The 12,624-nt window shown below is 30.9% G+C and carries 14 protein-coding genes; 4 read left to right on the top strand and 10 right to left on the bottom strand.

Translation table 11 applies throughout. The features are described from left to right. Nucleotides 1–68 precede the first annotated feature (68 nt). Together glmM and CHB67_RS07890 are read left to right on the top strand one after the other, a co-directional pair. Nucleotides 69–1,454 carry a phosphoglucosamine mutase gene (glmM, locus tag CHB67_RS07895; RefSeq protein WP_089381223.1) on the top strand — a complete coding sequence of 462 codons (1,386 nt, stop codon included), beginning with the start codon at nt 69–71 and terminating at the stop codon, nt 1,452–1,454. A 1-nt stretch (nt 1,455) separates the two neighbouring features. Next, nucleotides 1,456–2,340, top strand: coding sequence for a hypothetical protein (locus CHB67_RS07890; protein WP_089381222.1), 885 nt, complete (start codon nt 1,456–1,458; stop codon nt 2,338–2,340). Nucleotides 2,341–2,420: 80 nt separating this feature from the next. Here CHB67_RS07890 and CHB67_RS07885 read toward each other — a convergent pair whose 3' ends face one another. From CHB67_RS07885 to CHB67_RS07870, 4 genes are read right to left on the bottom strand one after another with little or no spacing between them, the layout of a single operon-like run. After that, on the bottom strand, nt 2,421–3,143 hold the full coding sequence (locus tag CHB67_RS07885) for a head GIN domain-containing protein (RefSeq protein WP_089381221.1): 723 nt from the start codon (nt 3,141–3,143) through the stop codon (nt 2,421–2,423). Nucleotides 3,144–3,153: 10 nt separating this feature from the next. After that, a complete protein-coding gene (locus tag CHB67_RS07880) occupies nt 3,154–4,227 on the bottom strand; it encodes a hypothetical protein (protein ID WP_089381220.1) in 1,074 nt (357 codons plus the stop codon). Continuing rightward, a complete protein-coding gene (locus CHB67_RS07875) occupies nt 4,211–4,753 on the bottom strand; it encodes a hypothetical protein (RefSeq protein ID WP_089381219.1) in 543 nt (180 codons plus the stop codon). The genes CHB67_RS07880 and CHB67_RS07875 overlap by 17 nt, the downstream gene beginning before the upstream one ends. A 1-nt stretch (nt 4,754) precedes the next feature. Next, nucleotides 4,755–5,291 (bottom strand): RNA polymerase sigma factor, encoded by a 537-nt coding sequence (locus tag CHB67_RS07870; RefSeq protein ID WP_089381218.1) that lies wholly within the window; start codon nt 5,289–5,291, stop codon nt 4,755–4,757. 232 nt (nt 5,292–5,523) lie between these two features. Between CHB67_RS07870 and lon the strand changes: the two genes are divergently transcribed. Beyond that, nucleotides 5,524–7,977, top strand: coding sequence for an endopeptidase La (lon, locus tag CHB67_RS07865; protein ID WP_089381217.1), 2,454 nt, complete (start codon nt 5,524–5,526; stop codon nt 7,975–7,977). Nucleotides 7,978–8,108: 131 nt separating this feature from the next. On the opposite strand, the gene CHB67_RS07860 is transcribed toward lon, so the two are convergent. From CHB67_RS07860 to ruvX, 6 genes are all read right to left on the bottom strand, one after another. After that, nucleotides 8,109–8,840 (bottom strand): SDR family NAD(P)-dependent oxidoreductase, encoded by a 732-nt coding sequence (locus CHB67_RS07860; RefSeq protein WP_089381216.1) that lies wholly within the window; start codon nt 8,838–8,840, stop codon nt 8,109–8,111. Further along, entirely contained in the window at nt 8,840–9,295 is a 456-nt protein-coding gene (locus tag CHB67_RS07855) for a DUF1801 domain-containing protein (RefSeq protein ID WP_089381215.1), read from the bottom strand. Before CHB67_RS07855 ends, CHB67_RS07860 begins: the two co-directional genes overlap by 1 nt. Before the next feature lie 126 nt (nt 9,296–9,421). Continuing rightward, nucleotides 9,422–10,207, bottom strand: coding sequence for a nucleoside triphosphate pyrophosphohydrolase (mazG, locus tag CHB67_RS07850; RefSeq protein ID WP_089381214.1), 786 nt, complete (start codon nt 10,205–10,207; stop codon nt 9,422–9,424). Nucleotides 10,208–10,210: 3 nt separating this feature from the next. Then, nucleotides 10,211–10,630, bottom strand: a complete 420-nt coding sequence (locus tag CHB67_RS07845; protein WP_089381213.1) for a DUF5606 family protein — start codon at nt 10,628–10,630, stop codon at nt 10,211–10,213. Between the two features lie 2 nt (nt 10,631–10,632). Continuing rightward, nucleotides 10,633–11,220, bottom strand: coding sequence for a peptide deformylase (gene def, locus CHB67_RS07840; RefSeq protein ID WP_089381212.1), 588 nt, complete (start codon nt 11,218–11,220; stop codon nt 10,633–10,635). Nucleotides 11,221–11,279: 59 nt separating this feature from the next. Further along, the gene (gene ruvX / locus CHB67_RS07835) at nt 11,280–11,690 is read right to left on the bottom strand and encodes a Holliday junction resolvase RuvX (RefSeq protein WP_089381211.1); all 411 of its coding nucleotides are present in this window, start codon (nt 11,688–11,690) and stop codon (nt 11,280–11,282) included. 96 nt (nt 11,691–11,786) lie between these two features. Between ruvX and CHB67_RS07830 the strand changes: the two genes are divergently transcribed. After that, the gene (locus CHB67_RS07830; RefSeq protein ID WP_089381210.1) at nt 11,787–12,602 is read left to right on the top strand and encodes a 2,3,4,5-tetrahydropyridine-2,6-dicarboxylate N-succinyltransferase; all 816 of its coding nucleotides are present in this window, start codon (nt 11,787–11,789) and stop codon (nt 12,600–12,602) included. Nucleotides 12,603–12,624 lie beyond the last annotated feature (22 nt).

Genomic DNA, 12,624 nt, shown 5'->3' with positions numbered 1-12,624 from the left:
GATACAGCTTTTTTTTATGTTATTAAATCAAGAACAATTACCTTTGGAACCTTTAAAAAAAATAAGATATGGCATTAATAAAATCAATATCAGGAATAAGAGGTACTATTGGAGGGGAAGTGAATACTAATTTAACCCCATTAGATACGGTAAAATTTGCAGCAGCTTACGGTATGTGGCTTAAGCAACATTCAAATAAAGAAAATTTAACCGTAGTTGTTGGTAGAGATGCTCGTATTTCGGGTAAAATGGTAAGTAGTTTGGTGTGCAATACGTTGGTAGGTTTAGGAATTAACGTTACAGATATTGGTTTATCTACTACACCAACAGTAGAAGTAGCTGTAACTTTAGATAATGCAGATGGAGGTATTATTATTACCGCAAGTCATAATCCTAAGCAATGGAATGCCTTAAAATTACTAAATGAAAAAGGGGAGTTTTTAAACGCAAAAGATGGTGAAGAGGTTTTGAAAATTGCAGAAGATGATGCCTTTTTATTTTCAGAAGTTGATGGTTTAGGAGCTTATAGAAAAAAGCAAGGTTATATAAATAAACATATTAAAGAAGTGCTAGCCTTAGAGCTTGTAGATATTGAAGCTATTAAAAAAGCCAATTTTAAAGTGGTGGTAGATGCCGTAAATTCTACTGGAGGAATTGCAATACCAGCCTTGTTAGAAAGGTTAGGTGTTGAATGTGTAGAATTGTATTGTGAACCAAACGGGCAATTTCCACACAATCCTGAACCTTTAAAAGAGCATTTAACTGATATTTCAGAATTGGTTGTAAAGGAAAAAGCTGATTTTGGAATTGTTGTTGATCCAGATGTTGATCGATTGGCTTTAGTGAATGAAGATGGCTCTATGTTTGGTGAGGAATATACCTTAGTCGCTTGTGCCGATTATGTGTTGGGTAAAACAAAAGGAAATACGGTTTCAAATTTATCTTCTTCAAGAGCGCTTAGAGATATTACAGAAAAGCATGGAGGAACTTACCAAGCAAGTGCAGTAGGTGAAGTAAATGTAGTTGAATTGATGAAGGCCTCAAACGCCATTATTGGAGGTGAAGGGAATGGAGGTATTATCTACCCTGATTCACATTATGGTCGTGATTCACTAGTTGGTGTTGCTTTATTTTTGTCGCACTTGGCAACTTCAAAAATGTCATGTAAAGAATTAAGAGACAGTTACCCTAGTTATTATATGAGTAAAAATAAAATTGAATTAACACCTCAAATTAATGTTGATGAAATTTTAGCAACAATGGCTTTAAACTATAAAAATGAAGACGTAAGCACTATTGATGGGGTGAAGGTTAACTTTACTTCAGAATGGGTGCATTTAAGAAAATCGAATACCGAACCAATTATTAGAATATATACAGAAAGCACCTCACAAAAAAGTGCAGATGCTTTAGCTGTAAGATTTATTAAAGAAATTAAAAATTGTATTTCATAAGTTGAAAAAATATTTAATAGCAGCCTTATTGCTAGCAACAGCCTTGTCTTATTCACAAGAAGTTATTACCGAAGAAAACCCTAAACTTAAAAGAAATTTTAATGATGTAGTACATAACAAAGGAAGAATGTTTGTTTATTGGGGATGGAACAGGGGAAGTTACTCAAAATCTGACATCACGTTTAAAGGCGATGATTATTATTTCACTTTATTTGACACAAAAGCTCGAGATAAACCAAAACCTTTTGGTATTTACTATTTTAAATTAGATGAAGTAACCATTCCGCAAACCAATTTTAGAGCGGGTTATTTTTTTCACGATCATTACAATGTTGCTTTAGGTGTTGACCATATGAAATATGTAATGCACAACAATCAAGTTGTAAATGCGAGTGGAAATATAAATACTGGAGGAGTGTACGATGGAGTATACAATAACACTCCAATTAATTTAGAAAAAGACTTTCTAACTTTTGAACATACTGATGGTTTAAATTACGTAACTGTTGAAGTAAACAGATTTGATACGGTTGATAACTGGATTGGTTTTGGTGTTAAAAATATAGATATCAATTTAACAGAAGGACTTGGTTTTGGTGTATTGTACCCAAAAACCAATACCAAATTATTAGGGAAAGAACGTTACGATGAATTTCATGTTTCGGGTTATGGTATGTCTGCACACGTTGGATTAGATATTACTTTTTTTAAGTATTTCTTTATTCAATATACTTTTAAAGCTGGATATATTAATATGCAAGATATTAGAACTACTGCAAGTAAATCAGATTCAGCTTCTCAAGATTTTACATTTCTTGAAAATATGTGGGTGTTTGGAGGTAAATTCAATGTTGCAACTGGAAAAAATAAAAACAAAAATAAATAAGTTTTTACATTCATTGGCATAAAAAGGCTGTTTAAAAATTATAATTTTTAAACAGCCTTTTTTATATAGGGAAATAGTTTTTAATTCATTTTTTTAACAGCACCTGAACCGCTAGCATTTGCTTTTATAATGCTTGGATTTCCTGAATAAAGAATGTTTCCTGAACCAGATACCTTAGCGTGAATTTCTTCTAAAGCTTGAATTTTTACATTTCCTGACCCTGAAACTTTTGCATTTGTAATAGTTGCTTTTAAATCGGACGCATTTAAATTTCCAGAACCAGAAATGGAGCATGTTACGATATTTGTTTCTCCGTGAAGTTTCAAATTACCAGAGCCGGATATGGCAGCTGTTAATTGATCAGTAAACAGTTTTAATTTCATATTTCCAGAGCCAGAAACTTTTAAATCTAAGTTGTTTGCAATAATTTCATCTGCAGAAATAATACTTCCAGAACCAGATAATGAAACTCCTGAAACAGTTTCAAACGTAACCGTAATGTTTACTTTTTTATAGGTTCTAATATTCCAACCGCTCTTAAATTTAATTTTCAATAAACCATCTTTAACTTCAGTTTCAATAGCTTCCATTAAATTAGAACTAGCTTCAATAGTAATAGTCCCAGCTTTTCCTTTTATCAATGTAACATTAAAAGAACCCGAAACCGCTATGTTGTCAAAGTTATCAACAGTTCTTGTTGTTGTAATAATGTTGCTATTTCCTTTTACTTTTTTCTTTTGAGCAAAACTAGTTGTTGATATTAAAAGTAAAAAAGTAATTAATATTGGTGTAATAGTTTTCATAGTGTTCGTTTTAATTAGTTGTAAAAGTGATATTTCCGTAGTTAGCTTTTAAAGTAATTGTACTAGTTGAATTTGATGAATTATAATAGCCTTGGTAATATTTAGAACTTGTTTTTGTAATTTCTTTATTGAAGGTAAAATCGTCATTATACTTTAAATTACCATAACTTAGGCTTGCTTCAAGATTAAATGAGTTGGTTGAATTTATGCCCAATTTAATTTGTGTATAAGAAGATTCAACAGTTAATTTTTTAAAATTTTCACTTAAAGCATTTATTTTTAAAGATCCATAGTCAATATCAAAACTTCCAGCTTCAAATAATTTTCCAATTGATGTTTGCATATAATCACTGTTTCCAACAATATTAGCACAATTTTCTATTTTTAAATCGCCATAATCACAGTTATAATCTAAGTCTGAAATCATTCCAAACGAAATATGTGAATAGTCGGCGTTCAAATTAACAGTTCCTGATTTTTCCACATGTAATGTTGAATAATCGGCATTGATATTGCCACTTTTTAGATACTCAATATTAGATTTATTGGTGTAATCAATATTTATACTGTTGTTTGAATTTAATAATTCACCTATGGTAATTTTTCCATAATCACAATTTATTTTAGCAGTACCTTCTAGTTTATCCAAGTTAATACTCCCATAATCATTTGAAAGATTCACATTGTTGGTAACGGGCATTTTAACAATATAATTAATTTCCATATTCACATTGCTTTTACGTCCCCAGCTCCAAGAACTAGAACTTTTTCCTATAATAGTTTTTGCTGAAACATTGCTTGAGTTTCCGTCAAATTCAATATTTATTTGGTTCAAACGTTCTTGTACTTTTTCTTCATTATCTCCACTGGTAGTAATGTTTACTTCAATTTCAATGTTGTTTGAATTTCCAGTAACAATATGTATGTTTCCATACTTGTTTGAAATTGTTAAAGAAGCATCTTTGTTTACGGTATATTCTTTAGTAACCTTTTTATTTTTGGTATACTTTCCTTTATGTTCTGTTGCTGCAACTACTAATGGTATTAAAAAAAGTAGGAGTGCTATTTTATACATATTTTTCATTGTCTTCTGTTTTTAGTTGTTTAATAGTTTCTATTTGAAATAAGATACTCTGTAACAAATCAATACGTTGTTGAAAATTAGAAATCATTGCGTAAATAATTCGTTTATCTCCAGTACTTTCTTTGAGCTCTAAAGTAAGTACTTGGTATTGTGTCTCAAGTTTTTCAAGTTGCTTAAGGCCATCGTTTATTACTTTTTTATTGGTATTATTTCGTTCTTTTTCAATAGTTTGTAATTCTTTATGAATGGTATTTACAAAGTAACTTTGTGTTTCTTGCATTTCAGTTGAAATTCCTGCGAGTTCCATTCCTTTTGAACTATATTCAGAACCAATCCAAATACCAACAAACAGAATTATAGAAGCTGCAATAGAAAAGGTTGCTATAAATTTTAATAGGTTGCTTTTCGAATTTGATTTAGGTGTATTTAACTTTGCTTCAAACCTGTTAAAGTGTCCAATGGTTGGTTCTTCAATATCAAATTCATTTTCTAAATTTTTAAATCTATGTTCTAAATTATTGTTCATTTTAAGTAGCTAAAAGTTGTCTTAATTTATTTTTTGCTCTAGATACTGTTGTTCTGCTATTTTCGTATGAAATATCCATTATCTCAGCTATTTCTTCGTAATCGTACCCTTCAATTAAATGCAGCGTAATAGCTACTTTATAATTAGGTTTTAACTTAGCAATTTGTGCTAAAATTTCTTTAACACTTAACAAGCTGTAATCTTCTTTTTCTTCTTCTGAATTTTTAATCGTAACTTTTTCTATAGAAACGGTATCAATTTTTTTATTCTTTTTCAAGGCAGTTAAGCTGTGATTAATTACAATTCTTTTTAACCAAGCACCAAACGTTACATTTCCACTAAATGAACCTAATTTTGTAAATGCGGCTAAAAATGATTCCTGCATAATATCTTCAGCTTCAAATCTGTCATTCACAATTCTATAAGCAGTGTTAAACATTGCTTTGTAGTATTGTTTGTAAATTGCAAACTGAGCTTTTTTATCTCCGTTTTCGCAACTTATAATCAGTTCGTTTTTATGTTGAATTTCGGTTTCCAAAAATTGATTTCTATTAAAAAGACATGACTATTTTTAATCTGTTACACTTTAATCTAAAATTAATGAAAATAGTAGTTGTATTTGTTTTTTTGGCATAACTATTGAAAATTATAGTATAACTTAACAATAATTGTGTTGTTAAGCTATTGATTAATAGAGAGATAAATAATTTTTGTGATGCTGTTATTTCGAAAGAAACTAATTTGAATGACAAAATGACCCAATATATACTATGAGTGAATCAAAATTTTTAAATATGGACAATCTGTCATTAGAGCACATTTTAGATGAAGATGCGGATTTAATACCTTTAATGACACCTGAAGATGAAGAGGAAATAAATAAGGAAGATATTCCTGATGTATTGCCAATTTTACCTTTAAGAAATACCGTGCTTTTTCCTGGTGTTGTAATTCCAATTACTGCAGGAAGAGATAAATCTATTCAATTAATAAAAGAAGCCAACAAAGGAAATAAAATTATAGGTGTTGTGGCTCAAAAAAATGAAGAGGTTGAAGATCCAACAATTAAAGATGTTTATAAAGTTGGAACGGTAGCACGTATTTTACGAATGTTAAAAATGCCTGATGGAAATACAACGGTTATTATTCAAGGGAAAAAACGTTTTGAAGTAGATACATTTGTTCAGGAAGAACCTTATATTAAGGCAACTACTAAAGGCCGTATTGAAGATAGATCTAGTGAAGAAGAAGAAGAGTTTGAAGCTATTATCGATTCTATAAAAGAAATGGCTGTTAAAATTATCAAGGAAAATCCTAATTTACCTTCGGAAGCTTCATTTGCGATTAAAAACATTGAAAGCAAACCGTTTTTAATCAATTTTGTTTCTTCTAATATGAATTTAAAAGTTGAGGAGAAGCAAGAACTATTAGAAACTACGAATTTAAAAGAACGTGCATTATTAACATTAAAAAAGATGGATGCTGAGTTACAGCGTTTAGAATTACGTAATGTTATTCAGTCTAAAACACGTTCTGATATGGATCAGCAACAACGTGAATATTATTTACATCAGCAATTAAAAACCATTCAAGAAGAATTAGGTGGTGTATCCTATGATGAAGAGTTGGAGGAAATGCGTGAGAAATCTAAATCTAAAAAATGGAATAAAGTTGTAAAAGAGGCTTTTGATAAAGAGTTAGGACGTTTACAACGTATGAATCCTCAAGTTGCAGAATATTCAGTACAGCGTAACTATTTAGATTTGTTATTAGATTTACCGTGGAATGAGTATTCTGATGATCAATTCGATTTAAAAAGAGCACAAAAAATATTAGACCGTGATCACTTTGGTTTAGAGAAAGTGAAAGAACGTATTATTGAACACTTAGCTGTATTGAAACTAAAAGGGGATATGAAATCGCCTATTATTTGTTTATACGGACCTCCTGGAGTTGGAAAAACTTCCTTAGGAAAATCCATTGCAGAATCTTTAGGTAGAAAATATGTACGTATGTCTTTAGGTGGTGTGCGTGATGAAGCTGAAATACGCGGACATAGAAAAACCTATATTGGTGCGATGCCGGGTAGAATTATAAAAGATTTGAAAAAAGCAGGAACATCAAATCCAGTTTTTGTATTGGATGAGATTGATAAATTAGCATCATCTAGTCATAATGGAGATCCTTCTTCAGCAATGTTAGAAGTGTTAGATCCTGAACAAAACACCACTTTTTACGATAATTATTTAGAACTAGATTACGATTTATCAAAAGTGTTGTTTGTAGCTACAGCAAACAGTTTATCAACAATTCCTTGGGCATTGCGTGATAGAATGGAAATTATCAATGTTTCAGGTTATACTATTGAAGAAAAAGTGGAGATTGCTAAGCGTCACTTATTACCAAAACAATTAGAAGCGCACGGATTAACCAAAGAACACATTTTAATTGGTAAAAAAGAATTAGAAAAAATTGTAGTTGCTTATACACGAGAATCAGGAGTAAGAGGTTTGGAAAAGAAAATTGCAAAAATGGTGCGTTACGCAGCTAAATCAATTGCAATGGAAGAAACGTATGATGTGAAAATTACCGTTGAAACTATTGAAAAAGTGTTAGGTGCTTCGCACTTAGAACGCGATAAATATGAGACCAATGATGTTGCTGGTGTTGTTACAGGATTGGCTTGGACAAGTGTTGGTGGTGATATTTTATTTATTGAATCTATTATTTCTAAAGGAAAAGGATTATCTATCACAGGGAATTTAGGAAAGGTAATGAAAGAGTCTGCTACGATTGCTATGGAGTATATCAGAGCTAATGCTGAAGATTTTGGTATAGATTCTAAAGTGTTAGATGAATACAAGGTACATATTCACGTTCCAGAAGGAGCAACACCAAAAGATGGGCCAAGTGCAGGTATCACTATGTTAACATCGCTAGTCTCAGTATTTACACAGCGTAAAGTGAAAGCTAAATTGGCTATGACTGGTGAAATTACTTTGCGAGGAAAAGTATTACCTGTTGGTGGAATTAAAGAAAAAATATTAGCTGCTAAAAGAGCAAATATAAAAGAACTTATTTTATGTAAGGACAATGAGAAGGATATTTTAGAAATAAAAGAATCGTACTTAAAAGGATTAAAATTCCACTATGTTACTGAAATGAAAGAAGTAATTGAAATTGCACTTACCAAACAAAAGGTAAAAAACGCAAAGAAATTATAACATATAAAAGCAGCCATTTGGCTGCTTTTTTTATGGTCGTTTATGAAATAAACCGTCATTTTATAAATGTCATACAGAGCTTGTTGACTTGTAGATTCACAATCTCATTATTTTTAATTGATTTTTTTTGTTTAAATATTTCTAACATCTAAAATACGTCCGTTTTTTAACTCTCCAGAAATATCTAATTTGTATATTTTTTTAGCAACTTGTTTTGGTGTAAATAACTCTCCGTGTTCGTAAAAATCAATAAAACGTTGTACCGATTTAAAGTTTTCTTTTGGCGTGTTTCTAGCCTGTGCTTGCATATCAGTATCTACAATTCCAGGATAAATAGATACTACACTAACACCATTTTTTAATTCTTTTTGCTCTTTTGAAAGCACTCTAGTCATCATGTCAATTCCCGCTTTTGAAGCGCAATACATAGCCCAACTTTCATAAGCATTTATTGCAGCACCCGATGATATATTGAAAATTTGCTTTTTGCATTTCCAATTTTTTGTTAATTTGATAAATTGGGAACTAATAACCAAAGGTGCAATAAGGTTTACACTAAGTGTATAATTTATGTCTGAAGGTTCAATATTATCAAGGGTGTTAACCGTTCCTAAATTACCTGCGTTATTTATTAAAGTAATACTTTTAGTTTGGGTATTGTCTAATTGAGAAAATATTTCAATCAACGTTTTTTCTACTTTTTCTACATTTGTAACATCGCACTGATATTGTTCAACCGAATAGAGTTTTTCAATTTTACTTCTTGAAATAGAAATAATTCTATACCCGTTTTTATGATATTCTTTTGCTAGCCCAAGTCCAATTCCTTTACTTCCGCCAGTAATTATTAAAATATTTTCCATTATTTTTTTATATGATTCTCGTATAATTTAATCCATTTTTCAGGTGTAATTTTCTGCATTAATTCCGCGATTAATTCAAAAGGAATTTCTTCGGGTTTTTTAAATCGAATGCAACTTTTACCCATATCTAACTTTCTTTTGCAATGTTTTGGATATTCAGAAACAAACCAATCTAAGAGTTCTTTATCTGCATAAATTCCCATATGATACAATGCAATAAAATTCTTTTGATTCGCAATGTTTATAAATGGCAGCGGTAAACTGGTGTCGCAATGGTATCCTTTTGGGTAGTTACTTTTTGGAACAATATAGCCAATCATTCCATAACTCATTTGCTCTTCAAAACCAGTTGGAATATTAGTTAATATAGTAGCTCTTAATTTTTCAAAGTAAGGAATGCTGGCTTCAGGGATTTGAGCAATATATTCAGAAGGAGTGTTGGCTTTAATTTGCATAAATTCAATTACAATTTAAGAATTACGATTTATCATATTGAGTTCAGCAAAGTAATTAAAAATGAATTTTTGCTGGTTTCAGAATAAAACGTAAAATACAAATTAATTATGAACTACCAAGAGGTGTTATTTGAAGTGTTTTTTAGATGCGTTCCAAAACACGTCCATTTCTTCTAAAGACATATCATGAAGAGATTTGTTCACCTTTTTAGCTTCGGTTTCTAAATATTGAAACCGGTTGATGAATTTTTTATTGGTACGTTCTAACGCATTTTCAGGATTTACGTTGATAAAACGCGCATAATTAATCATAGAAAATAAAACATCGCCAAATTCAGACTCTATATTATCGGTATTTCCTTTTGCTATTTCGGCATTTAACTCAGCTAATTCCTCCTGTACTTTTTCCCAAACTTGTTCAGGTTTTTCCCAATCAAAACCAACGGCAGTCACTTTATCTTGAATTCTATTTGCTTTCACCATTGCAGGCAGCGATTTAGGAACACCTTCTAAAACAGAATCTTTACCTTTTCCTTCTTTTAACTTTAATTGCTCCCAGTTTTGTTTTACCTCTTCTTCATCTTTAACTTCAACATCGCCATAAATGTGAGGGTGACGGTAAATTAATTTTTCAGAAATAGCATTGGTAACATCAGCAATATCAAAATGGTTGGTTTCAGAACCAATTTTGGCATAAAAAACAATATGAAGTAGCACGTCGCCTAATTCTTTTTTAATTTCATCGAAATCGTTATTCAGAATGGCGTCGCCTAATTCATATGTTTCTTCAATAGTTAAATGTCGTAATGATTGAAAAGTTTGCTTTTTATCCCACGGACATTTTTCGCGCAACTCATCCATAATGTCTAATAATCGACCAAAAGCTTGGAGTTGTTGTTCGCGAGTATGCATAATTTAAGCTTCTTCAGTTTCTTCTTCAACTTCTTGTATTGCAGTAAAGTCAAAGTTTTTTGAAGCTAATAAATTATACCATTGTAATACTTTTTTAATGTTTGAAGTGTAAACACGTTCTTCATCAAAATTTGGTAAAATTTCTCTAAAGTATGAAGTTAAAACTTTTCCACTTTCTTTTGGATTAATGGCTTCTTTACCACCTTCTTTTTCTCCAATAGTTTTAAAAATAATACGCAATGGAACTTCTTCTTCATACGTATAAATTGCGATTTCATTTAAGGCACTAAGGTTGTGGGTTACCGTTACAGGAAACTTTTTACCATCTAATAATGATTCTACAATAATACCACCTTTAGATTGTGCTTTAATTTCATACAATCCTGGTTTTCCGTTTACAGCTACTATATCTTTTAACTCCATAATTATCTTCTTTTTAATAAAGGAAATTTCATTCGGTAATCAGCGTTTACTTTCCCTTTTGAAATATTTTCTAATTTCTTTTTAATTAATCGTTTTTTTAATGATGAAATTTTATCGGTGAATAAAATTCCTTCAATATGGTCATATTCGTGTTGAACAACTCTTGCGGCTAAACCCGTTAAAACTTCAGAATGCTTTTCAAATTTTTCATCCAAATACTCAATAGTAATAGTATCTTCTCTAAAAACATCTTCACGAATGTCAGGAATACTTAAGCAGCCTTCAGTAAAAGCCCATTCATCACCTTCTTCTTTTACTATTTTTGCATTGATAAATGTTTTTTTGTAACCTTCTAAAAAAGCACGTTCATCATCTTCTAAATCTTCATCAGCACCAAAAGGAGAAGTGTCAACAATAAATAGTCTTATTGCTTTTCCAATTTGTGGAGCAGCTAAGCCAACGCCTTGTGCATTTTCCATGGTTTCTTTCATGTTTTCAATCAACTCAGCAAGATTTTGATAATCTTTATCAATATCAACTCCTACTTTTCTTAAAACAGGATCACCATAAGCTATTATAGGTAAAATCATTTTTTATTTTTTGGATTGCAAAAGTACGAAATAATTAGTGGAAACTAAAATAAGGAAATTTATTTCTGTTGTAAATACGTTTGTAAAATAATGGTAGCACTAATTTCATCAATCAAAGCTTTATTCTGACGTTGTTTTTTCTTCAATCCGCTATCAATCATACTTTGAAAAGCCATTTTTGAAGTAAAACGTTCATCCACTCTTTTTACAGGTATTTTCGGGAAAGTTTGTTGTAATTTTTCTATAAAAGGTCTAATCAATTGCTCGCTTTCACTTGCTGTATTGTTCATTTGTTTAGGTTCTCCAACAACAAATAATTCAACTTTTTCAACTTTTAAGTAATTGGTTAAAAATGAAAATATCTTTTTAGTATCAACAGTTGTAAGTCCTGAAGCAATAATTTGCAATTCATCTGTAACAGCAATTCCTGTTCTTATTTTTCCGTAATCTAAAGCTAATATGCGTGCCAATATGTTAACATAATTATTAAAAGTGTTCAAATTTACTCATTTAGGTTTAAATAATTATTTTAAATTTTATATTTGCGCAAAATGAATTTTAAAAGAATGGAAGCAATTAGAGAAATTATAGAAAAAGCTTGGGATAATAGAGAGCTGTTAAAAGAAGAAATTACTCAAAATACAATTCGTGAAGTTGTTGGTTTGTTAGACAGCGGAAGTTTACGTGTTGCTGAACCTACTACTGATGGTTGGCAAGTAAACGAATGGGTGAAAAAAGCAGTAGTTATGTATTTCCCTATTCAAAAAATGGAAAAAATGGAAGTAGGTATTTTTGAATATCACGATAAAATTCCATTAAAAACAGGTTATAAAGAAAAAGGAATTCGTGTAGTACCTCATGCAGTTGCTCGTTATGGATCTTATATATCAGCAGGTACTATTTTAATGCCAAGTTATGTAAATATTGGTGCGTATGTTGATGCAGGAACGATGGTTGATACTTGGGCTACAGTTGGTAGTTGTGCTCAAATTGGAAAAAATGTGCATTTAAGTGGAGGAGTAGGAATTGGTGGTGTTTTAGAACCATTACAAGCTGCTCCGGTAATTATTGAAGATGATGTTTTTGTAGGTTCTCGTTGTATTGTTGTTGAAGGAGTTCGTGTTGAAAAGGAAGCTGTATTAGGTGCGGGTGTTGTGTTAACAATGAGTACCAAAATTATTGATGTAACAGGGCCAGAGCCTGTTGAATTAAAAGGTAGAGTTCCTGCACGTTCAGTGGTAATTCCTGGTAGTTATAAAAAACAATTCCCTGCAGGAGAATTTAACGTGCCTTGCGCCATGATTATTGGTCAAAGAAAAGAAAGTACCAATAAAAAAACATCTTTAAATGATGCGTTAAGAGACAATAACGTAGCAGTTTAAATTATTAAGTTATAATTTTCAT

This window comes from Lutibacter agarilyticus (assembly GCF_900188235.1).
Classification (GTDB): Bacteria; Bacteroidota; Bacteroidia; order Flavobacteriales; family Flavobacteriaceae; genus Lutibacter; species Lutibacter agarilyticus.
Note: the sequence above shows the minus strand (reverse complement) of the source record. Positions and strands in the feature narration are given on the sequence as shown.